Genomic DNA, 21,879 nt, shown 5'->3' with positions numbered 1-21,879 from the left:
TGGCAGTATTCCGGTTCCCACGAGCTTGTCATGAAACCTGCCGTCCTGCTGTTCCTCGCCCTGCCCTTTGCCTGCGCACAGGCGCAGCAGGCTCCTTCGCAGCGCCAGAGCCCGGGCGCCCTGAAGGGCGTGGTCGAGCAATACCTGCAGACCCAGAGCGCGGGCCTGCCCGGCCAGGTGAGCATCAAGGTCGGCGCCATCGACCAGCGCATGAGCCTGGCCGCCTGCCCGGCGCCGGAAGCCTTCCAGCAGCCGGGCGCGCGGGCGTGGGGGAAAACCACGGTGGGCGTGCGCTGCACGGCGCCGACGGCGTGGACCGTGTATATCCAGGCCCAGGTGAGCGTGGTCGCCGACTATGTCGCGGCCGCCGTGCCGCTGGCCCAGGGCCAGCCGATCGAACAGGCGCAGCTGGTCCTGATGAAAGGCGACATCGCGGCCATGCCGAACGGCATCATTACCGACATGGCGCAGGCGCTTGGCCGCACGCCGACCGTGTCGCTGCCGGCAGGCATGGCCCTGCGCCTCGACACCCTGAAATCGAAACCGGTGGTCCAGCAGGGCCAGGCCGTGCGGCTGGTGTCGCGCGGCGCCAATTTCTCCGTGTCGGCCGAGGCGAAGGCGATCGGCACCGCCGGCGAAGGCCAGGTGGTGCAGGTGCGCACGCAGTCCGGGACGGTGGTCAGCGGCACCGCCAGGGCGGGCGGCCAGGTCGAGGTCGTGCTGTAAATAAATGAAATGCCGAAAGCCCTTTTCTGCGCTAAAGTTTGCGGGGTTCGTGCCGTTAATCCAGGCAGATCCCGGAGTTTCCGCTCCGAACAGAGAAGGATGATGCTGTGAAAATCAACGATACTCTCAAGGGCAATCCAGGCCTTCAGCCGACCACGACGCCGGCCAACAACACGCGCGCCGCCGACAAGGCCACGACCGCTGCGCCGACTGCGGCGCAGACCGACAGCGTACGCCTGTCCTCGCAGGGCCAGGCGATGGCCAATGCGGTGGGCGGCAACAACCAGGTGTTCGACAGCAAGAAAGTCGAACGCATCAAGGCGGCCATCGCCGATGGCCAATTCCAAGTCAATTCCGAGAAAGTCGCGGACGGCCTGCTCGAGACCGTGCGCGACTTGCTGCATTCACGCAAACGCTAACCCATGACGACCAGCCCGCACCAGACGCTTCCCACCGAACACCAGCACCTCGCCTCCCTCGTGGAGTTGATGAAAGAGGAACAGCAGTTATTGGTGGCAATTAATGCCGACGGGCTGGCCGAGCTGACACCAAAGAAGAACGCGCTGCTGCAGGAGCTGGTGGCCCTGTCGAAGGGGCGCCATGCGGCGCTGGCGGCGGCGGGATGCGAAGGCTCGGAAGCGGGCATGGAACCGTGGCTGGCCGTGGCCGGCACTCCGGCACTGCGTGCGCAGTGGGAAGCCCTGCTGGACCTGACGCGCGAAGCGAAAGAACTGAACCGCGTCAACGGCATGCTGATCAACAAGCAACTGGCGCACAACCAGGGCGTCCTCAACGCCCTGCGCACCCCGACCGGCGCCCAGACCGGCGCCATCTACGGCGCGACCGGGCAGACGCTGGGCGGCGGACCGTCGAAGCGCTTCGTGGTGGGCTGAGGCTTCCCGCTAATAAGTCGACAACAAGCGCACATACGCCATTTGTTTTTGTGCGCCGCACAAAAAAGCGTGCTACACTTCGTTCTTAGGAAATGCGCCTTTGGTTCTTTCCTTCCCCGTCATCACGGTACGCGATTCCGGGGCTGTCATTCCATATTCATTGGTTACAGACGGAGCATTACGCAGATAGCGTGAGCGTCCGGCGTTCCGCACCTTGCAGATAGCATGGGCTGGAACAGCGATCAGCGCATTGGCATCACATTGAAACGAAGCCCGCAGCATGCGGGCTTTTTTTTCCTCCACGAGCAGAACATGCTCGCCTTTGCAGCGCACGCCGTCCATGCGCCGCCATCTCACCCTTTTCGCGCCGCCGCACCACCGGGCCTTCCTGCCGGACATGCCGCTGCGTATCCCGGGCGCCTCCCTGCCCGACCTCACACCACCGGAGTCCATACATGGCAAAAGAAGAACTGATTGAAATGAACGGCGTCGTTACCGAGATCCTGCCGGATTCGCGCTTCCGCATCGATTGCGAAAATGGCCACAAGCTGATCGCCTATACGTCCGGCAAGATGCGCAAGAATCACATCCGCATCCTTGCAGGCGACCAGGTCAGCCTGGAACTGTCGCCCTATGACCTCAGCAAGGGGCGCATCACCTTCCGCTTCATCGAAAAGCGCGGCGGCCCGGCCAAGCCGGCTTATCGCGGACGTCGCTGACAGGCCGGCCCGGGCGGCGCCGCCTGGCACCCCGGCGCCCGGTTGTTCAATGCGCCGCCGGTCCCATCTTGCGCAGCAAGGCAATATTCGCCCGCTGCTCCCTGGTAAACGTCCCCATCATCTCGGCCGCCTTCTGCTTGTCCATCGAGGCTTCCAGCGCCACGAACATCCCCGCATGCACCATGGCATAGGTGCTCAGCGCGAATTCCTTCACTCCGATCCCGTGTTTGGCCAGCACCGCCTTCGCCCGCGGCTCGGCCTCGATCGCGCGCGCGAACTCGTCGACCGAGACATCGCCGTCGGTCTCGTCCTCCTTCCCCTCCTGCTCGCGCAGCTTTTCCAGCTTCTTGATGTCGGGCCCGGCCGCCTTGAGCTTCTGCACCAGCGCCGGCGTCAGCAGGAAATGCTCTTCCGGATCGGCGGCCCAGGCGGCGGCCCCCAGCAGCGAAAGAACCAGGACAAAAGCAGCGGTCGTTGCAAGGCGTGTGGCAGTCATGGCCGGTCCCCGTCGAGTTATCGTCCGGCGATTATAGGAGCCGCCATGGGCCGCGCAGCGGTCCCGCCGGCGAATCCCCCACGGATGGTGTGACGCGCCGTCCACAGGCCCGGCCTGGCGCCATCCCGGGCCAAGACCGCCGTCAGGGTGCGCTTCAAGCCCGGGCCGGGGCGGCGCCGTCGAAGATCCGGTCGCGCCCTTCCGCCTTGGCCCGGTAGAGCCGGCGGTCGACCAGGTCGAGGAAGCGCCCCAGGCTGTCGTCCGCGCCGGGAAGGATGGTGCCCACGCCCATGCTGGCCGTGATCACGCCGCCGAGGTCGGAGCGGGCATGCGGCAGCTGCTCGCACGCCAGCAGCTGGCGGCAGCGCCTGGCGATATCGCCGGCCGCCTGCGCGTCGGTCGCCGGCAGCACCAGCGCGAACACCTCGCCGCCGAAGCGCGCGCACAGGTCGCGCGGACGCTCGGCCGCCTGCGCGAACGTGGCGGCGATGCGCTGCAGGCACTGGTCGCCCTGCACATGGCCGTAGTAGTTGTTGTATTGCTTGAAGTAATCGACGTCGATGAAGATCAGCGACAGCGGCTCGCCCTGCGCGCACGCCCTGGCCCATTCGGCCTGGTAGATGGCGTCGAACAGGTGGCGGCTCGCGATGCCCGTCAGGCTGTCGCGATTCGACAGGGGGTCCAGGTCCTGCTGGAGCTGGAGGTCGGTCTGGATCATGATGGGGTCCCTGTGCCTGGATTCACGTCTGGCCCTATCCTACGCCGCCTTCGCGGCGCGCAGCAATGCCTCGATGCCCTGCGGCTCGACCGGGCGGCTGAAACAGTAGCCCTGCATCTGGTCGCAGCCGCGCGCCGACAGGAAAGCCAGCTGTTCCGAGGTCTCCACCCCTTCCGCGATCACGTTCAGCTTCATCGAGTGCGCCAGCGCGATCACGGCGTTGACGATCGCCGCGTCGTCCGCATCCCGGGTCAGGTCGCTGACGAAGGAGCGGTCGATCTTCAGGCTGTGGATCGGGAAGCGCTTCAGGCTGGCCAGGCTCGAGTAGCCGGTGCCGAAATCGTCGATCGCCAGCTGCACGCCCATCGCGGCCAGGCGCGCCATGGTCTCGGTGGCCGCCGCCGGGTTTTCCATCAGCACGCTCTCGGTGATTTCCAGGGTCAGGTAAGTCGGATCGCAGCCGGTGCGGGCCAGCAGCTCCGCCACCTGCTGGGCCACGTCCTGGCCCAGGAACTGGCGCGCCGACAGGTTCACGCTGATGCGCACCGGCGGCAGGCCCTGGCGGCGCCAGATGACCTGCTGCGCCATCGCGGTGGCCAGCACCCATTCGCCGATCGGCACGATCAGGCCGGTTTCCTCGGCCAGCGGGATGAAGTCGGACGGCGGCACCATCGGCTTGCCATGCGGCTGCCAGCGCAGCAGCGCCTCGACGCCGCTCACCGCGCCGCTGCCGATGTCCACCACCGGCTGGTAATGCAGCAGGAACTCGTCGCGCTGCAGCGCGCGCTGCAGCGCGCCTTCCATGCGCAGGTGCTCGTAGGCCTGGGCGCCCATGTCGGGCACGTAGAAGCAGTAGTGGTTGCCGCCCTTGCCCTTGGCGCGGTACATTGCGTTGTCGGCGCTCTTGAGCAGGGTCGCGCTGTCGGCGCCGTCGTGCGGGTACATGGCGATGCCGATCGAGGCGGCCGGGAAGACTTCCTGGCCGCACAGCACCAGCGGCTGGAACAGGTTGTCCAGCAGCTTCCGGGCCACGGTCGCCGCGTCGTCCGCCCCGTTCAGTTCCGGCAGCACGACCACGAACTCGTCGCCGCCCTGGCGCGCCACCGTGTCGCTCTCGCGCAGGCTGGCGGCGAGGCGGCGCGCGATCTCGATGATCATCTGGTCGCCGGCCTCGTGTCCGAGGCTGTCGTTGACGTGCTTGAAGCGGTCCAGGTCGATGAACATCACCGCCACCTCGGTGCTGGAGCGGTGCGCATGCACGATCGCCTGCGCCAGCCGGTCCCGCAGCAGCACGCGGTTGGGCAGGCCGGTCAGGGCGTCGTGGCTGGCCAGGCGCACCAGCGCTTCCTCGGCCTGCTTGCGGCGCGAAATGTCCTTCACCACCGAAATGAAGCGCCGGTTGCCGTTCGCGTCGCGCATCATCGAGACGCTGACGTTCACCCATACCGGGCTGCCGTCGCGCCGCAGCAGGCGCTTCTCGCGCTGGTAGTCGTTGATCTCGCCCGCCTTCAGGCGCTTGATCAGGGCCAGTTCGTCGGGCAGGTCGTCCTCGCAGGTCAGCTGCTGGAAGAAGCGCTGCAGCAGCTCGACTTCGCTGTAGCCGAGGATCTGCGCCATCTTGTTGTTCACCCGCAGCAGGCGCCCGTCGGCGGCGATCAGCACGATCCCGACCGCGACCTGGTTGAAGGTCAGGCGGAAGAATTCCTCGCTCTCCTGCAGGCGCAGGCGCGCCTTGCGGCGGAAGGTGACGTCCTGCCCGATCAGGAGCAGCAGCTGCTGCCCGCCCGCCGGCCCGGCGCGGCGGATGTTGAATTCGACGTGGCGCACGCCGTCGGCGCGCCCGTCCAGCGTGACCAGCACGTTGTCCTGCGGCGCGCCCGAGCGCAGCGCCTCGGCCACGCGTTCGCCCAGCCCCGGAGAGGGAATCAGCCCGGCGAGCGGGAGGCCGGCCGCGATCGCGCTATCCGGCGCGCCCAGCAGGTCCGCCATCATGCGGTTCATCGAGCGCACCCGGCAGTCGGCGTCGACCACCACCAGCCCGGCCGGCATGCCGTCGATGACCTGCTCGAGGAAGGCCTGGCGCGCCTCCGCTTCGCCGTCAGCCAGGCCGATCCCGCGCGCGATCATGTCGACCGTTCCCAGCAGCTTTTTCATGCCGGCCTCCGCGCGCTCGGGCAGCAGCGGATGGTGGAGGGGTCCGGCTATCGTTTGGGATGTCATCGGAGAGAAGCCCGCACCCGCAAGGGCCTGGCCATGGCTGAATGGATAGGATCGTTGCATCATAGCAAATGGATCACAATCCAATCTAGTGATCATTCAACAACTGTTGTTTATCCGCCTTATCGCCAGCATGATCATCACGCCCGACGCTGCAAACCGTTGAACTGGCGCAATACTTTATCGTCGCGGGCGGGCCAGAGTGAGTCGTGAACCTTTCAGGGAGGCATCATGACATCGTACCGCCGCGCCACTTCCGCAGTCCTTGTCCTTGGCTTCGCGCAGGCCGCCTGCGCTGCCGTCACGGTCGACCTGGCGCCGCTGCGCCCTGCGGTCGGCCGCGGCGACGACGTGCAGGTGAGGGTCACGCTCACCAATACCTCGAGCGTCGCCCAGCACGTGCTGCGCTGGCGCACGCCGCAGGGCGGCGTCGAGGCGCCGCTGTTCGAAGTCCGGCGCGACGGCGCGCCGGTGCGCTACCTGGGCATCCAGGTCAAGCGCGCGCCGCCCACGGCCGCCGACTACCTGCGCCTCGCGCCGAACGCCTCGGTCACCCAGACCGTCGAGCTGTCGGCGCTGTACGAGATGAACGTGACCGGGGCCTACACGGTACGTTACCACAGCCCCGCCGCGCCGCAGGGGCCGGCGGCCATGCAGGCGGTGGCCGGCGAACTGACCTCGGCGCCGGTCAGCATCTGGGTCGAGGGGCGGCTGCCGCGCGGCAGCAAGAGCGCGCCCGCGGCCGCCACCGCCGCCAGTCCCGGCCTGGCCTTCAGCAAGTGCTCCAACGCCCAGCAGGAACAGTTGGCCGCGGCCGTCGACGCCGGGCGGGCGATGGCCGCCGACAGCCATGCCTACCTGGCGACCCGCCAGCCCTATGGGGCGCGCTACCTGACCTGGTTCGGCGCCCAGGATGGGCAGCGCGGCGCGCAGGATGGGCAGCGCAGCGCGCAGGTGGGCGCCAGCTTCACGGCGATCAAGGACGCCTTCGAGACCAGGCCTTTGAGGATCGATTGCGGCTGCAATGCGCCCTACTACGCCTATGTCTATCCGGCCCAGCCCTACACGGTCTACGTGTGCAAGGCGTTCTGGGGGGCGCCGCTGACGGGAACCGATTCGCGCGGCGGCACCCTGGTGCATGAGCTCAGCCATTTCGACGTGGTGGCCGGGACCGACGACCATGTCTACGGCCAGTCCGGCGCGGCGGAACTGGCGCGCACCGCGCCGGCGCGCGCGGTCGACAATGCCGATTCGTACGAGTATTTCGGCGAGAATACGCCTCCGCTGCAGTAGGGTGGACGGCTATGCCGTCCACGCGGTGCTCGCCAAGGGTTCCGATATCGGGCTCGATGATCTCGCTTTCAACTATCACCGCGTGGGCGGAAATCCGCCCACCCTACTAGCACGCCTGGCAGCGATATGCCAGCGCACGATTGCGCCGGGCTTGGGTTCGTTGGCATTTTGCAAAAATTGTGTCGCCAGGTAGAAAAGTGATTGTCACATCCGTACGAATCCGTAAATATCGTCAACGAGTTTCCTTGCCGTCATTTCACGAGAGTGAGGGCGGGGCTCGATAAGGCTGCAGCACGGCCGCATAAAACTTTCATACGGAGAAAAGACATGAGCTTGAACGGACTCTGGAAGACGGCATTGGGCGCGGCGGCGCTCGCGATGGCATGCGGGGCCTCGGCCGCGCCCAAGGGCATCGCAGTGAGCGTGGTCCCCGAGAAGCATGCGCTTGGCCAGGAGGACGACGTGGTGGTCAGCGTCACGGTGACGAATACCTCGGACTCGCCGCAGTACCTGCTCAAGTGGCGCACCCCGTTCGAGGGCGTGGACGCGCCGCTGTTCGACGTGAAGCGCGACGGCGAGCCGGTGCCCTACCTCGGCGCCCTGGTCAAGCGCGGCGCGCCGAAACAGTCCGATTACTTCCTGCTCAAGCCGGGCGCCTCGCATACCGTGAAAGTCGAGCTCTCGGCGCTGTACGACATGAGCGTCACCGGCGACTACCAGATCAGCTACAAGACGGCCTCGCCCGACCTGTTCTGGAACGGCCATGGCAAGGACATGAGCGAGATGGCGTCCGAAGCCGCCACCGTCTGGGTCGACGGCCGCCTGCCGCGCGGCGCCACCCCGCAGGCCGTGCTCGACCTGGAGGCCATGAAGCGGGATGCGGCGAATCCCTCGCCCTCGGCCGGCAGCCTGTCGTTCAGCAAGTGCACGACCACCCAGCAGACCACGATCACGCAGGCGCTGTCGGCCGGCCTGAACATGGCCACCAACAGCGACGCCTACATGAGCAGCGGCGCGCCCGGACCGCGCTACACCAAGTGGTTCGGCGCCACCGACAGCGCGCGCGTCAACCGGGTCAAGGCGAACTTCGCGGCCATCAAGGATGCGTTTGCGAACAAGCCGGTGACGGTGGATTGCGGCTGCAAGAAGACCTATTACGCCTATGTGTATCCGACCCAGCCGTACACGATCTATGTCTGCAAGGCGTTCTGGTCGGCGCCGCTGACGGGCACCGACTCGAAGGGCGGGACCCTGCTGCACGAGATGAGCCACTTCAATGTGGTGGCGGGGACCGACGACCACGCGTACGGGCAGGCGGCGGCGGCCAACCTGGCGATCACCAATCCGGCGCTGGCGGTCGAGAACGCCGATTCGCACGAGTACTTCGGCGAGAACACGCCGGCGCTGCAGTAAGCCCTGATCGTCGGCCGCAGCGCCGACACGTCGTGACCGCCGCTGGCGGTCACGGCTTCCCGCGGCGTGCGCGCTCCACCGGCTCGTCGTGCGCGCCATACACCACCACGCCGGCATGCTCGGGCACGGGTTCCAGCCAGGCGGCGCGCTCGATCACCCGCAACCCATCCGCATAGCCCTGCCCCCAGCGCTCGCCGATGGCCAGCGATGAAAAGTCGGCGTCGCGGGTGGCGGTTTCCCACGGTTTGCCGCCGTAGCTGAGATGGACGATTTCCATGGTCGTGTGGCATCCCAGTGCGGCCAGCCGCCTGAGTTCCGGATCATGTCTTTGCGCTTCCGGCAAGGCCTTGTACAGAGCACGCACCGCGCGCCGCAGGTTGTGCTTCTCCTCGTAGTCGCGAATGCCGCGCTCGGACCGGTTTGCATACGAAATATCCTTGTGCCGCGCATACACGTCGGCAATGGAAGCCGGTTCCGGACCGATCGGGCTGAACAGGTCGACCATGAAACACAGGGTGTTCACGCGCGGCACATCGTCCAGCACCACTTCGAGCGGTGTGTTGGAGACGATGCCGCCATCCCAGTACAGTTCACCGTCCACCGGTACCGCCGGGAAGCTGGGCGGGAGCGCGCCGCTTGCCATGATGTGCTCCGGGCCGATGTGCTGGAACAGGCTGTCGAAGTAGCGCACCCTGGCGGTCTTCACATGGACGGCCCCAAGGCTCAGCCGCACTTCATGCCGGTTCAGGTAGTCGAAGTCCACCAGCCGCAACAAGGTGTCGTGCAGCGGCGCCGTGTCGTAGTAGCTGGGATGTTCCGGGACGCCCGGCAGGAAGCTTTGCCATGGAGTCTGCAGGCGCGGGACGAACATGCCCGGCAGCCCGCAAAGAATGGTGGTGGCGACGCCGCCCGCATCGCAGGCCTGGCGCACCGCCTTGGGCAAACCGGGACGATTCCAGGGATCGTCGCGCGCGACGGTGTCCCAGAAGCCGCGCAGGCGCGCCAGGCGCTGCTCGAAGGCATTGCCGGCGATGATGGCGGCATTGATCGCACCGATCGACGTCCCTGCGACCCAGTCGGGAGCAAAGCCCTTCTCGTGCAGCGCCTGGTAGACGCCGGCCTGGTAGGCGCCGAGCGCCCCGCCGCCCTGGAGGACAAGCGCGATGCGCTGGATATGCGCGCCTTTGGGAAATCCTGCGATGTCGGTCATGTCATCGGCTCCGTCATACCCATAGTCGGAGCGCCATGTTAGTGGCGCGCCACGACGAAAAGTACACATGAATCGATTCAGCGTTGCCGCCTTCGCACGAAGATAACTGGAAAACGTCCCGAGGGCCCACTCCTTACGCCGCATGCATGCGGGCGAGAACGCCGGTCGCGGGACCAGCGTGAGAACCTGGGCTAAGGCCGGTTGAAGGAAAACCGCACCGGCTCCGACGGGCTCTGCTTCTGCTCATCGAGCTTGCCGACGTCGAGCAGCCACGGTCCGGCATAGCGGACTTCATACCCGTGCCGCCCCTGCTTGAACGCATAGGCGCGGGTGATGTCGATGGTGTTCAGGTGCATGGTGTGCGGTTCCACCGCCAGGTAGTCGGCGGCCGTGTACGGCCCGCGCTTGACCATCGGCCCGACATAGTCCACCGCCTTGCCGCCCCTGGCCTCGCGCAGGTCGAAGCGGCGGCCGGTCAGTTCGTCCTCGGCGGCCACTTCGCGCGGCACCCAGATCGTCTGCTCGCCATGGTTTTCGATGGTGACGCGCACCAGCACCTTGCCGTTGCTGGTCTCCACCTCGAGCCGGTGGCGCACGTTCACGTCCGCCTCCACGGCGCCCACCGCACCGACCAGTCCTGCCAGGGCCAGCAGCAAGGCCGGCATGCTTCGTTTGACATGCATGTGCACTCCCTCGGCGCCCGGCCGCGTAAAAGTATTGCAATACACAGCCTACCACGAACAGTTCCGGTTGTAGGGTGGGCAGGGGAAATCAGTCCAGTGGACTGATTTCCGCCCACGCGGCGATCGTTACCGTCTCCTATACTGACCTCGATGGATCTCGCCTCCAGCTATCAACGCGTGGGCGGCAAAGCCGCCCACGCTACTTTCATTCGAAGCTCATTTCGCGCGCAAAATCCGTCCCACCCCAGTCCTTCGAATAAGCGCCAGCTTGAACATAACGCCAGAAGGTCGAATACGGCCACGTCCCAGCGTTGTCGGCCAATCCATGCTTGACCGGGTTGTAATGAATGTAATCGACATGCCGCTCCATGTCCTCCTCATTACGGATGGCGTGATCCCAGAAGCGGCGCTGCCAGATCGGGGACTCCCGTCTTCGGCGCTGCGCGGTTGTGACCATCCTGTTCCCGTACAAGTCCCGGCACGCATACGAGACCCGATGCTTGATTTGCGACCAGCGGGAGGAGTAATCGACATCGCCGTCGGGCAGTGTCCAGATGCAGTGCAGGTGGTCGGGCATCAGCGCTAGGGCGTCGACGATGAAGGGGAGACGGATGCGCGTGCGTACGAACGCATCGCGCAGGGCCAGGCGAACCGCGGCGTCGCACAGGATGGGCCGGCGACGATAGGCAACGACCGTGAAAAAGAATGTGGAGCCGAACCGGGGGCGGCGGAAATGGGACATGCCGCCATCGTATCGGGGCGGTGATGGTGGCCGATGAGGCATATCAATGTAGGGTGGGCGGGTCCTCCCGCCCACGCGTTCAACCATCGTGCGCGTCAACCCAAGGGCATTCCGGGCCATGCCGGCACGGGTTGAACGCGTGGGCGAGGAACTCGCCCACCCTACGGCGCCGCCAGGATCATCACGGCCACGCGCCGGTTGCGCGTCTGCCCTGCGGGGTCGGTGTTGGGTGCGACCGGGCGCGTCGCGGCGAAGCCGATCGCCGACAGGCGCGGCTCCGCCACGCCGCTGTCGATGAACAGGCGCACCACGCTGCTGGCGCGCGCGGCCGACAGTTCCCAGTTCGACGGATACTGCCGGCTGCCGATCGGCAGGTTGTCGGTATGCCCTTCCACCTCGATGCGGTGGGTGTCGTCCTTCAGCAGGCCGGCGACCGATTGCAGCACTTCGCGCGCGTCGCTGTGCAGCGCCGCCTGGCCCTGGTCGAACAGCACGCTGGCATTGATCTCGACGCCCACCCCGCGTGCGTTCTGCGTCACCCGCACCTGCCCCGACTTCACCAGGGGCAGCAGGGTCGCCGACAAATCGCGCGCCAGCACCGCCATGCGCTCGCGCTCGCGGCGCGCGGCTTCGTTGCGCTTGCGGTTGACGAGGTGCGACAGCGGCAGCACCGGCTCGACCTGGCTGTTGACCTGGGTGGCCGCGCCGCGTCCGCCGAAGGCGTCGCCCAGCGCGTCGGACAGCACCTTGTACTTGCCTTCGTTGACGATCGAGATCGCGTACATCACGACGAAGAAGGCGAACAGCAGCGTGATGAAGTCGGCGTACGAGATCAGCCAGCGCTCGTGGTGCTCGCTCGGGGAGTCGTCGTAGGGTTTGCGCGCCATGGCGGGCTCAGTGGCGCGCCAGCAGGCTGGCCACGCGCTCGTCGACCACGCGGCTATGGTCGCCGCTGGCGATGTCGTGGAAGACTTCGGTGAGGATCTCGTACTGCGACACCTTGTCCGCCACGATGGCCTTCAGCTTGATGCCGACCGGGTAGAAGAACAGGTTGGCCAGTCCCACGCCGTAGACGGTGGAGACGAAGGCCACCGCGATGCCGGAGCCGAGCCGCGACGGATCGGACAGGTTTTCCATCACGTGGATCAGGCCCAGCACGGCGCCCAGGATGCCGATCGTCGGCGCATAGCCGGCCGCCGATTCCCAGATGCGCGCCGCCTGGCGCTGGGCGAATTCGTAGCCGTTGATCTCGTGCTCGAGCAGGTTGCGCAGCTTGTCGGGCTGGATGCCGTCGATCACCAGGCGCAGGCCCTTCTGGATGAACTGGTCGCGCGTGCCCATGTACTGCTCCAGCGACAGCAGGCCGTCGCGGCGCGCCGACAGGCTCCACAGGGCGATCTCGCGCGAGAGCTTTTCGCGCTCGCCCCTGGGCGGCACGAACACCCAGCGCAGCATGCGCAGGCCGCGCAGGAAGGCGCGCCGCTCGCTTTGCAGCAGCACCGCGCCGCCGGTGCCGACCACCACGATGGCGAAGGCGGCCGGCTGGACGAGCGAGGCGAACCTGCCGCCATCGAGCGTGTGGCCGACGAAGATGCCGGCGATCGCCAGCACCAGCCCGGCTACGCTGGCCCAGTCCACAATTGCTCCCGCAGCGTCGCGCGCAGGCGCGCCACTGCCTGGGTGTGCAGCTGCGACACCCGCGATTCGCTGACGCCCATGACGGCGCCGATTTCCTTCAGGTTGAGTTCTTCCTCGTAGTACAGGCCCATCAGCAACTTCTCGCGCGGCGGCAAGTTGTCGATGGCGTCGATCACGGCCTGGCGGAAGTCGGTGTCGAGCAGGCTGCGCAGCGGATCGGCATCGTCCACCGCATAGCGGTCGAGGAAACTGTCGTTGCCGTCGTCGTCGTGGAAGTCCTCGTAGTAGACCAGCTGGTGGCCGCCGCCGTCGGCCAGCATGTCCTGGTAGTCGGCCAGCGACAGCTTGAGCGACTTGGCGACTTCGGATTCGCTCGGCGGACGGCCCAGGCGCTGCTGCAGCTCGTTCATCGCGGCCTCGACCTTGCGCATGTTCTGGCGCGTGCTGCGCGGCATCCAGTCGTTGTTGCGCAGCTCGTCGAGCATGGCGCCGCGGATGCGCAGCACCGCATAGGTCTCGAACTGGGCGCCGTGGTTGTCTTCGTAGCGGTTGATGGCGTCGAGCAGGCCGATCATGCCGGCCTGTACCAGGTCATCCACTTCCACCGAAGGCGGCAGCTTGGCCTTCATGTGGTGGGCAAGACGCTTTACCAACGGCATATGCTCCGTCAGTAAATGGTTCTTGTCCGCTTTCCCTTTGACCGTGTACATGCTGCGTTCTATCTACCTTGCTGTTTATTTTCCGATGTCGTGCTCGATGACCTTGCCTTTAACTATCACCGCGTGGGCGGGAAACCCGCCCACCCTACGAATAAATAGTAGGGTGGGCGGGTTTCCCGCCCACGCGGTGATCGTTATCGGCGCCAATTACGACGATCCAAAATGTGCACTGCCGCCCTGCCTGCCGAATTGCGGCATCGCATGCACGAACCTGCCGGCCAGCTGCCTGAATGCCACCGAGGCGCCAGCCAGCGGGAAGGCATCCACCACGGCCCGGCCCAGGCGCGCGGCCCGGTGCAGGTACTCGTCGGCCGGCACCGAGCCCATCGAACTGAGCTTGACAGCCAGGTAACGTGTTGCCGCGGCTGACATATTATCGTATACCACCTTCGCTTCCGCCTCCGTCGCGCCCGTGACCAGGATTCCGAACGGGCGGCGCCCGAGCTGCTGGGACAGGCGCTTGATCAGCGCATAGGCGTTGGTGATCGAGGTCGGGCTGGTCGAGACCTGCACCACGATCTCGGACGTGGCCATCAGCGGCACCGGGAAACTGCCGTCCGGCTTGAGTTCGCCGTCGACCATCACGATGCCGGCCTGCTGGGCCAGCACGCCGAAGGTCTTGGCCAGGCGCCGGGTGTCGTCGGCGCTGGAAGGCAGTCCCATCGGCACCACCGAGAAGCCCTGCGGCACCGGGTGCACCACCTGGTTCAGCGCGCATTCCTGGCGCGCCACCTGCAGCAGCGAGGCGCCGCGGTTCAGGCCGAGTCGGCGCGCCACGCCGTAGTCGACCTCGCAGGCGTCGACGATCAGGACTTCATGGCCGGCCTGGGCCAGCGAGGCGCCCAGGTTGACCAGCATGGCGCCCTTGTCGTCCTCGGGCGTGGCGGAAAGGAAGGTCACGATGCGCGGGCGCGGGCCCTGCAGCATGCGGCGCAGGCCTTCTGCCTGGTCGAAATCGAAACTAGCCAAGGGACACCTCGCGCAGGCCGCGGTCGTTGTTGAGGTTGGCGGTACCCGACATCATCAGCGGCAGGTCGTCGTCGCTGATCTGGCTTGCCGCGTCGCGGCGGGTGCGGAAGGCGCGGTCGACCAGCATCGCGCGGTCGGCCAGGTGCAGGTCTTCGGGTACCCGCTGGCCGGTCGAGATGTAGTGCAGGTTCAGCTTCTGGCGGATCACCACGTCGAGCACGTTGCCGATCGAGGCGGCTTCGTCGAGCTTGGTCATGATGCAGCCGGCCAGGCCGCTGCCCTGGTAGGCGCGCACCACTTCGTTCAGGGTTTCGTTGGTCGAGGTGGCGTTCAGGCACAGCAGGCGCTTCACGTCCGTGCCCGACTCCGACAGCATCGCCACCTGCTCGGTGACCATCTGGTCGCGCTGCGACATGCCGATGGTGTCGATCAGCACGGTGTGCTTGTTGCGCAGTTCCTTCAGGGCGATGCGCAGGTCGGCTTCGTCCTTCACCGAGTGCACCATCACGCCCAGGATCTTGCCGTAGATGCGCAGCTGTTCGTGGCCGCCGATACGGTAGGCGTCGGTGGTGATCAGGGCCAGCTTGTCCGGGCCGTGGCGCATCACGCAGCGCGCGGCCAGCTTGGCGGTGGTGGTGGTCTTGCCGACGCCGGTCGGGCCGACCAGGGCGAACACGCCGCCGCGGGACAGCAGGTCGTCTTCGTTGGCGATCGTGGTCAGGTTACGCGCCAGCACGGTCTTGACCCAGCGCAGCGCGTCGGCGGCATCCCTGGTGGCCGGCATCTTGTCGATCAGGTAGCGCGCCAGGGTGGCCGAGAAACCGGCGGCCAGCATCTCGCGCAGCACGGCGGTCTTCTGCGGCTCGCGCTGCTGGGTGGCGTTCCACGACAGTTCGGCCAGCTGGCTTTCCATCATGCCGCGCATGGCGCGGATCTCGCTCATCATGCCGCTCATCTCGGCGGCGGCCGATTCCTTGGCCTGGGCGATGGCGGCGCTCATCATCGAGGTCATGGCGGCCATGTCGAAGCTCGGCTCCGGGGCCGGGGCGCGGCGGTTGGCATAGGTCGGCGCGGCGGCTGCGAAGGCCGGGGCTTCCTCTTCGATGCGGCGCTGGGAGAAGACCGGGGTGTCTTCTTCCATGCGGCGCTGGGCGAAGACCGGAGCGGGTTCTTCCATGCGGCGCTGGGTGAAGGCCGGGGCCGGCTCGTCGAAGCGGCGCTGGGTGAAGCCTGGCGCGATCGGTTCCGGATCGGCGTGGAAGTGCTGCAGGTGCGGCTGCGGCTGGGCCATGCCGGATTCTTCGGAAGGCGAGGCCAGCGAGGCCACGTCGTCGTTGTCGAGCGCGAGGATTTCGACCACGCCGTCGACCGGGCGGTTGGAGAGGATGACGGCGTCCGGACCGAGGGCTTCGCGCACCTTGCGCAAGGCATCCCGGGAAGTCGCCGCTGTAAATTTCTTCACCTTCATCGTTATTCTCCGCACTTCATCTTTTAGCTTGCCGAGGGCGCAGTGGCCCTTCCATAGCAAGCATTATTGACGATGCTCTGAGGAAACGATCTGGGGAACAGGATGGGGAAATGGGGCTATTTCCCTTACATCGGCGCCCCGACCAGGCTGGTCACCCGAATCGTCTTGGTCTCCGGAATCTCCGCATGCGACAGCACCTTCAGCTGCGGCACCGCCCGGCGCAGGAAGCGCGACAGCAGCACCCGCAGCGGCGCCGGCACCAGCAGCACCGGGGTCAAGCCCATCTGTTCCTGCTGCTGGGCAGCATTGGCCGCCTGCTGAGCGATGGTATCGGCCAGCCCCGGCTCGATGCCGGTGCCGTCGCCGCCCGCCCCCATCGCCTGCATCAGCAGGCGTTCGAGGCGGTTGTCCAGGGTCATCACCGACAGTTCGTTCGAGCCCGGGAACAGCTGCTGCACGATCGCGCGGCCCAGCGCCACCCGCACCATCGCGGTCAGGTCGGCCGGATCCTGGGTCTGCACCGCGTATTCGGACAGCGATTCGACGATGGTGCGCATGTCGCGGATGTGCACGCCCTCGATCAGCAGGTTCTGCAGCACCTTTTGCAGGGTCGACAGCGACACGGTCTTCGGCACCAGCTCTTCGACCAGCTTCGGCGTTTCCTTGCCCAGGTGGTCGAGCAGCGCCTGCACTTCCATGCGGCCCAGCAGTTCCGACGCGTGCAGGGTGATCAGGTGGTTCAGGTGGGTCGCCACCACGGTGCCGGCGTCGACCACGGTGTAGCCCATGCTCTGCGCCTCGTCGCGCAGGCCGGCTTCGATCCAGACGGCCGGCAGGCCGAACGCCGGATCGGTGGTCACCAGGCCCGGCAGGTGGCCGCTGGCCATGCCCGGGTTGATCGCCAGGAACTGGCCGTTGAGCGCCTCGCCGGCGCCGACCTCGACGCCCTTGAGCGTGATGCGGTAGCCGGAGGGCTTCAGCTCCAGGTTGTCGCGGATGTGCACCGGCGGCGCCAGGAAGCCGACTTCCTGCGCGAACTTCTTGCGGATGCCCTTGATGCGCTTGAGCAGCTCCCCGCCCTGGGTCTTGTCGACCAGCGGGATCAGGCGATAGCCAACTTCCAGGCCCAGGGTGTCGACCGGCATCACGTCCTGCCAGGTCGCTTCTTCGGACTCGGCCGGGGCCTGGGTGGCCGCCGCCGCCGCATCCGCCGCCGCCGCGGCCGCTTCCTGGGCCGGCTGTACCTTGGCGCGCTTGGACAGCAGGTAGCCGCCGCCCAGCAGGGCCCCGCCCAGCAGCAGGAAGACCAGGTTCGGCATGCCGGGGATCAGGCCCAGGCCGGTGATGATGCCGCCCGTGATGTACAGCACTTCCGGGCGCGCGAACAGCTGCTTGGTCAGCTGCGAGCTGATGTCCTGGTCGTTTGCCACGCGCGACACGACCATACCGGCCGCGATCGAGATGATCAGGGAAGGCAGCTGCGCCACCAGGCCGTCACCGATCGCCAGCAGGGTGTACAGCTTGGTCGCTTCGCCGATGGCCAGGTCGTGCTGCACCACGCCGACGATCAGGCCGCCGATCACGTTAATCAGGGTAATCAGGATGCCGGCGACCGCGTCGCCCTTCACGTACTTGGACGCACCGTCCATCGCACCGTAGAACTCGGCTTCCTGTCCGACTTCCGCGCGCCGCTTGCGCGCGTCCGCCTCGCCGATCAGGCCAGCGTTCAGGTCGGCGTCGATCGCCATCTGCTTGCCCGGCATCGCGTCCAGGGCGAAGCGCGCGCCGACCTCGGCGATACGGCCAGCACCCTTGGTCACGACGCTGAAGTTAATGATGGTCAGGATGATGAACACGACGATACCGACCGTGTAATTGCCGCCGATCAGGAAGTGGCCGAAAGCTTCGATGACCTTGCCGGCCGCCGCGCCGCCGGTGTGGCCCTCGGTCAGCACGATACGCGTCGAGGCGACATTGAGCGCCAGGCGCAGCATGGTCGACACCAGCAGGATCGTCGGGAAGGCCATGAAGTCGAGCGGCTTGACCGTGTACAGCGCGGTCAGCAGCACGATCACCGACAGCGCGATGTTGAAGGTGAAGAACACGTCGAGCAGGAAGGCCGGCAGTGGCAGGATCATCATCGCCAGCAGCAGGATGATCAGCAGCGGCGCGGCGAGCGCGCTGCCGCCGCGGGCGCCGAGGCCGCTCATCCAGGCGGGCAGTTTCAGACTGTTCATTGCAGCACTCCGTTATTGGTGTCCGGCTTCTGTTGCGAAGCCGGGTTCAGCGGGTCCATCTCGGGCGGAACCGCCAGTTTGTTCGGACGATCCGGATACTCGCCCTCGCCCTTCTTGTAGGCGCGCAGCTGGTAGACATAGGCCAGCACTTCGGCCACGGCCGAGTACAGCTTTTCCGGGATTTCCTCGTCGATGTCGGTGTGCTTGTACAGCGCACGGGCCAGGGCCGGCGCTTCCAGCAGCGCGACCTTGTGCTCGGCGCCCAGTTCGCGGATCTTGGCCGCGATCTCGTCGATACCCTTGGCGACCACGCGCGGCGCGCCGCGCTGGCCGTCGGCGTACTTCAGCGCCACCGCATAGTGGGTCGGGTTGGTGACGATCACGTCGGCGGTCGGCACGTTCTGCATCATGCGGCCGCGCGCCATCTCGCGCTGCATCTGGCGGATCTTGCCCTTGATCTGCGGATTGCCGTCCGATTCCTTCGATTCCTGGATGACTTCCTGGCGCGTCATCTTCATCTTGTCGTGGTAGTGCCAGAGCTGGTACGGGCCATCGATCAGCGCGATCACGCCGAGCGCGCCGACGATCACCAGGAAAGCCTTGGCGATCATCGCGCCCGCGTGGGCGCTGCCGGCGTTGAGCGGCTCGACCGCCAGCCCCAGCATCGCTTCCTTCTGGCCCATGATGACGACCCAGGCCACGGCGCCGACCACCAGGGTCTTGGCGATCGCCTTCAGCAGTTCGATCAGGGAATTGGTCGAGAACATGTTGCCGATCCCCTTCATCGGGTTCAGCTTCATGAAATTCGGGGTGAAGGCCTTGGTCGAGAACAGCCAGCCGCCGATCAGGAGCGGCGAGGCGAGCGCGACCAGCATGATGGCGCCGGCGATCGGCAGGCAGGCCAGCATCACGTTGACGACGTCGTTGAAGATGCGTTCGAGCAGGACGTTCGGGTTGTAGACCTGCTCACGGTCGAGCGTCAGGCCGGACTGCAGGGTGGCGCCGAGACGGCCGACCAGCATGCCGCCGAATGCCCACAAGCAGGCGCCGGCCGTCATCAGGACGGTGAAGGTGGCGATTTCACGCGATCGGGGAACGTCGCCGTCTTCGCGCGCCTTCTCCAAGCGCCTGGGTGACGCTGGTTCCGTCCGTTCCGCGTCGCTGTCTTCCGCCATGCACCACTCCTGTTGATCACGTCCCCGATGACGTGTGCCGACATTATCGCGGCAATTGCCGTACGGCTATATCTCAAACAAGTGGAGAAACGGCCCTCTTATTTCGCCGTCCCGAAAATCATGACGTTAGGAATGTAAATTTATGCGTTTGAAATACGAAAAACCATTACTAAAAAATCTAGCCAAACGTGCAACGACATTTCAGCGCCTGCTCTACAATGAAATCGTCCAGCAGAGCTCAAAAAGCCCCAATGTTGTTGATTCCAAAGGGACACTTTCGCTGACAAGGGATGACTTGCCATGGCGGCGCTGCCGCCGCATTGGTCGATGCAATTCAGTCCGAGGGCTCTATGAGGAAGAATTTCCACGTAACAATCGGCACAATCGGCGGTATCGCGGCAAGCTTGGGCGCCCTGCTGGCGCAACCCGGCCTCGCCTACGCGGACGAGCCCTCAGCGGCCGAAAATCCTTTCGCCGCCGTGCTCACGGCGGAGGTGGAACAGCGCAAGGAAGTCACCTGGGATGTCTATCTATCGGGTTACGCCTACCACGACCGCGATACCTATTCCAGGAACCAGCTGCGCAAGATGAACGAAAACACCTGGGGCGGCGGCTTCGGGCGCACGCGGCGCACCGAGCGCGGCAACGACGAATCGTTCTACGTGCTCGGCATCAAGGATTCGAACGAGCGTCCCCAGTGGATGGCGGGCTACGCCTACCAGTGGATCTTCCCGATGATGCGCGACAAGGCCGAGCTGGGCGTGGGGGTGACCGGACTACTGATCCGCCGCCACGACTGGTTCGAAGGCCGGCCCTTCCCGGCGCTCCTCCCGATGGCCTCGATCGGGGGGCGCAACACCCAGCTGATCGCCACCTACGTGCCGCGCCTGTCGGTACGCAAGGCGAAGGGGAACATCGTGCTGCTGATGTTCAGGATGTCCCTCTAGGGTGTATCTGACCGAATCCAGGCAGAACATTGTTAATCCGGTAGGGTGGACGGCTCTGCCGTCCACGCGGTGATACGCGACGCCTGATCGATCATGCCCGCGCTGGTTGAACGCGTGGGCGGCAAAGCCGCCCACGCGTTCTGTCGGTACGCAAGGCGAAAGGGAACATCGTGCTGCTGATGCTGAAGATGTCCCTCCAGGCGGCTCAGGTGCCGTGGCGCAGGACGCGGACCAGGTCGATGTCGTCGGCGTCGTTGGCGGCGCCGGCCGTGTCGGGCGGCATCACCTTCAGCTGCAGCGGCGCCGACAGCGTGTGCTTGCACACCGGCGCGTCGTGGCCCAGCAGGTCCTGGAAATCGCGGCCGTAGAAAGCGCCGTTCAGCTGGGTCTGGGTGATCAGGTAGGCGCGGAAGCGGCGCCACAGGCTACGGTCGAAGCGCGTCACCGAGGTCCAGAACTGCGCCAGCTCGCCCTGGAAGGTCAGCCCATCCATGTCGTACAGCGCCCGGCCCATCAGCTTGAGCGGCTTGTAGTGGTACAGGGTCGACAGTCCGACGGTGCTGTTGATCGTGACCACCCCGCGCGAATGGCGCAGCAAGGTCGGCAGGTGGACGTCGTGCACGTAGTGCACGCGGCCGCTGACGCCATGTTCGGCGCACAGGCCCTCGATCAGGCGGCGGTAGTCGCGCTGCCCGCGGTCCATGGGATGGTGCTTGAACACGAGGTGATGGCTGGCGTCGGCATGCGCCGCGAACGAGGCCACCACTTCACGGATGAAGTCGCGCACGTCGGCATAGGGGCTGTGCGTGGTCACCTGGCTGTCGTTGTAGACCTGCAGCGCGACGGCGAAATACTTGCCGTCCTGTTCGCGCATCAGCTGTTCGAACACCGGCTTGTCGCGCCAGCGGTTCAGGTGCTTGCGCACCCACGAACGGCACCAGGCGCGCGCCTCGTAGCGGATCGAGAACTTCTTGTGGTGGCGGTACAGCGGATAGTGCGCCCGCAGCAGGCGGCCGGCGGCGTAATAGAACATCGACGACCACGCGGCGCGGCGGAAGTTCGGATGCGCAGCCTGGGGCTTGGGCACGTCCACGTCCGGCAGCGACAGGTAGAACGCCGGGCTGCGCGGTACGCGCGAGTTCACGTTGACGCCGCCGCACTCGAGCGTCACGTAGTCCGGACGCACATACCCTTCCTCAAACACGAAGAAGCGCATGCCCAGCTCTTCCACCACCGCCTTGGCCGCCTTGTGATAGTGGCGGCAGTCGCCGAAGCACAGCACGCCGTCGATGTCGTGCTCCACCAGGAAGGCGCGCAGGAATTCCGGAAAATCTTGCAGTGCACCACGGTAGTCCACCGCATCGAGATTGCGGTGAAACAGCCAGTCGCCGCCGTTGAAATTTATTTTCTTCACGGATACATGCTGCTCTTCCAGCCATGCCGCAACCCGGTTGAAGAAAGTTCCCATCGGCCCTTGCAACATCAGGACGCGGCGGCACTGGAGCAGGTTGTAGTAGCCAGGCACGGAAAAGTCGCCCTGCTGGTAGCGGGCCAGTTGCCTGGCGTCTAAGCGTGCATTCATGAGAAGAAGGGGAAATTTGTTGCGGCGCAATGAT

General features: G+C 66.0%; 22 protein-coding genes. 7 read left to right on the top strand and 15 right to left on the bottom strand.

Features of this window, described 5'->3' with window-relative positions; translation table 11 throughout:
* The first annotated feature begins 30 nt into the window (after positions 1–30).
* From flgA to H162_RS0117490, 3 genes are all read left to right on the top strand, one after another.
* Complete coding sequence (flgA, locus tag H162_RS0117500; protein WP_020654788.1) at positions 31–726, top strand: flagellar basal body P-ring formation chaperone FlgA; 696 nt, start codon at positions 31–33, stop codon at positions 724–726.
* Positions 727–833: 107 nt separating this feature from the next.
* A complete protein-coding gene (gene flgM, locus H162_RS0117495; RefSeq protein ID WP_020654787.1) occupies positions 834–1,145 on the top strand; it encodes a flagellar biosynthesis anti-sigma factor FlgM in 312 nt (103 codons plus the stop codon).
* A 3-nt stretch (positions 1,146–1,148) separates the two neighbouring features.
* Entirely contained in the window at positions 1,149–1,619 is a 471-nt protein-coding gene (locus tag H162_RS0117490) for a flagella synthesis protein FlgN (RefSeq protein ID WP_020654786.1), read from the top strand.
* A 72-nt stretch (positions 1,620–1,691) separates the two neighbouring features.
* Here H162_RS0117490 and H162_RS34135 read toward each other — a convergent pair whose 3' ends face one another.
* On the bottom strand, positions 1,692–1,961 hold the full coding sequence (locus tag H162_RS34135) for a hypothetical protein (RefSeq protein ID WP_156885670.1): 270 nt from the start codon (positions 1,959–1,961) through the stop codon (positions 1,692–1,694).
* 113 nt (positions 1,962–2,074) lie between these two features.
* On the opposite strand from H162_RS34135, the gene infA reads away from it, so the two are divergent.
* Positions 2,075–2,338, top strand: a complete 264-nt coding sequence (gene infA / locus H162_RS0117485; protein ID WP_020654785.1) for a translation initiation factor IF-1 — start codon at positions 2,075–2,077, stop codon at positions 2,336–2,338.
* A 46-nt stretch (positions 2,339–2,384) separates the two neighbouring features.
* Here infA and H162_RS0117480 read toward each other — a convergent pair whose 3' ends face one another.
* From H162_RS0117480 to H162_RS31175, 3 genes are all read right to left on the bottom strand, one after another.
* Positions 2,385–2,834: a hypothetical protein gene (locus H162_RS0117480; protein ID WP_020654784.1), complete on the bottom strand. Its 450-nt coding sequence runs from the start codon at positions 2,832–2,834 to the stop codon at positions 2,385–2,387.
* A gap of 154 nt (positions 2,835–2,988) precedes the next feature.
* Positions 2,989–3,552 (bottom strand): diguanylate cyclase, encoded by a 564-nt coding sequence (locus H162_RS31180; protein ID WP_020654783.1) that lies wholly within the window; start codon positions 3,550–3,552, stop codon positions 2,989–2,991.
* A 39-nt stretch (positions 3,553–3,591) separates the two neighbouring features.
* The gene (locus H162_RS31175; RefSeq protein ID WP_020654782.1) at positions 3,592–5,706 is read right to left on the bottom strand and encodes a putative bifunctional diguanylate cyclase/phosphodiesterase; all 2,115 of its coding nucleotides are present in this window, start codon (positions 5,704–5,706) and stop codon (positions 3,592–3,594) included.
* A 294-nt stretch (positions 5,707–6,000) separates the two neighbouring features.
* On the opposite strand from H162_RS31175, the gene H162_RS0117465 reads away from it, so the two are divergent.
* Together H162_RS0117465 and H162_RS0117460 are read left to right on the top strand one after the other, a co-directional pair.
* Positions 6,001–7,062, top strand: coding sequence for a M35 family metalloendopeptidase (locus tag H162_RS0117465; RefSeq protein ID WP_020654781.1), 1,062 nt, complete (start codon positions 6,001–6,003; stop codon positions 7,060–7,062).
* A gap of 327 nt (positions 7,063–7,389) precedes the next feature.
* Positions 7,390–8,475: a M35 family metalloendopeptidase gene (locus H162_RS0117460; RefSeq protein ID WP_026354781.1), complete on the top strand. Its 1,086-nt coding sequence runs from the start codon at positions 7,390–7,392 to the stop codon at positions 8,473–8,475.
* A 49-nt stretch (positions 8,476–8,524) separates the two neighbouring features.
* On the opposite strand, the gene H162_RS31170 is transcribed toward H162_RS0117460, so the two are convergent.
* The 10 genes from H162_RS31170 to flhB form a co-directional block, all read right to left on the bottom strand.
* A complete protein-coding gene (locus H162_RS31170) occupies positions 8,525–9,685 on the bottom strand; it encodes a patatin-like phospholipase family protein (RefSeq protein ID WP_020654779.1) in 1,161 nt (386 codons plus the stop codon).
* A 191-nt stretch (positions 9,686–9,876) separates the two neighbouring features.
* Entirely contained in the window at positions 9,877–10,368 is a 492-nt protein-coding gene (locus H162_RS0117450; RefSeq protein WP_156885669.1) for a hypothetical protein, read from the bottom strand.
* Positions 10,369–10,573: 205 nt separating this feature from the next.
* Positions 10,574–11,110: an REP-associated tyrosine transposase gene (locus H162_RS0117445; protein ID WP_020654777.1), complete on the bottom strand. Its 537-nt coding sequence runs from the start codon at positions 11,108–11,110 to the stop codon at positions 10,574–10,576.
* A 161-nt stretch (positions 11,111–11,271) separates the two neighbouring features.
* Entirely contained in the window at positions 11,272–11,997 is a 726-nt protein-coding gene (gene motD / locus H162_RS0117440; protein ID WP_020654776.1) for a flagellar motor protein MotD, read from the bottom strand.
* Between the two features lie 7 nt (positions 11,998–12,004).
* Entirely contained in the window at positions 12,005–12,748 is a 744-nt protein-coding gene (locus H162_RS0117435; protein ID WP_020654775.1) for a flagellar motor protein, read from the bottom strand.
* On the bottom strand, positions 12,730–13,458 hold the full coding sequence (locus H162_RS0117430) for an RNA polymerase sigma factor FliA (RefSeq protein WP_026354780.1): 729 nt from the start codon (positions 13,456–13,458) through the stop codon (positions 12,730–12,732). Before H162_RS0117430 ends, H162_RS0117435 begins: the two co-directional genes overlap by 19 nt.
* 156 nt (positions 13,459–13,614) lie before the next feature.
* A complete protein-coding gene (locus tag H162_RS31165; RefSeq protein ID WP_020654773.1) occupies positions 13,615–14,436 on the bottom strand; it encodes a MinD/ParA family ATP-binding protein in 822 nt (273 codons plus the stop codon).
* Entirely contained in the window at positions 14,429–15,904 is a 1,476-nt protein-coding gene (gene flhF / locus H162_RS0117420) for a flagellar biosynthesis GTPase FlhF (protein WP_020654772.1), read from the bottom strand. Before flhF ends, H162_RS31165 begins: the two co-directional genes overlap by 8 nt.
* Positions 15,905–16,029: 125 nt before the next feature.
* Entirely contained in the window at positions 16,030–18,141 is a 2,112-nt protein-coding gene (gene flhA / locus H162_RS0117415) for a flagellar biosynthesis protein FlhA (RefSeq protein WP_020654771.1), read from the bottom strand.
* Positions 18,138–19,316: a flagellar biosynthesis protein FlhB gene (gene flhB / locus H162_RS0117410; RefSeq protein ID WP_026354779.1), complete on the bottom strand. Its 1,179-nt coding sequence runs from the start codon at positions 19,314–19,316 to the stop codon at positions 18,138–18,140. Before flhB ends, flhA begins: the two co-directional genes overlap by 4 nt.
* Before the next feature lie 404 nt (positions 19,317–19,720).
* Here flhB and H162_RS31160 point away from each other — a divergent pair, with 404 nt between their 5' ends.
* Positions 19,721–20,263, top strand: a complete 543-nt coding sequence (locus H162_RS31160) for a hypothetical protein (protein ID WP_020654769.1) — start codon at positions 19,721–19,723, stop codon at positions 20,261–20,263.
* Positions 20,264–20,468: 205 nt separating this feature from the next.
* On the opposite strand, the gene H162_RS31155 is transcribed toward H162_RS31160, so the two are convergent.
* Positions 20,469–21,845 carry a capsule polysaccharide biogenesis protein gene (locus H162_RS31155; protein WP_020654768.1) on the bottom strand — a complete coding sequence of 459 codons (1,377 nt, stop codon included), beginning with the start codon at positions 21,843–21,845 and terminating at the stop codon, positions 20,469–20,471.
* Positions 21,846–21,879 lie beyond the last annotated feature (34 nt).

Origin of the sequence: Massilia niastensis DSM 21313 (genome assembly GCF_000382345.1) — a bacterium.
GTDB lineage: Bacteria > Pseudomonadota > Gammaproteobacteria > Burkholderiales > Burkholderiaceae_D > Telluria > Telluria niastensis.
The sequence above is the reverse complement of the archived record's forward strand: the minus strand, read 5'-3'. Positions and strand labels throughout refer to the sequence as shown.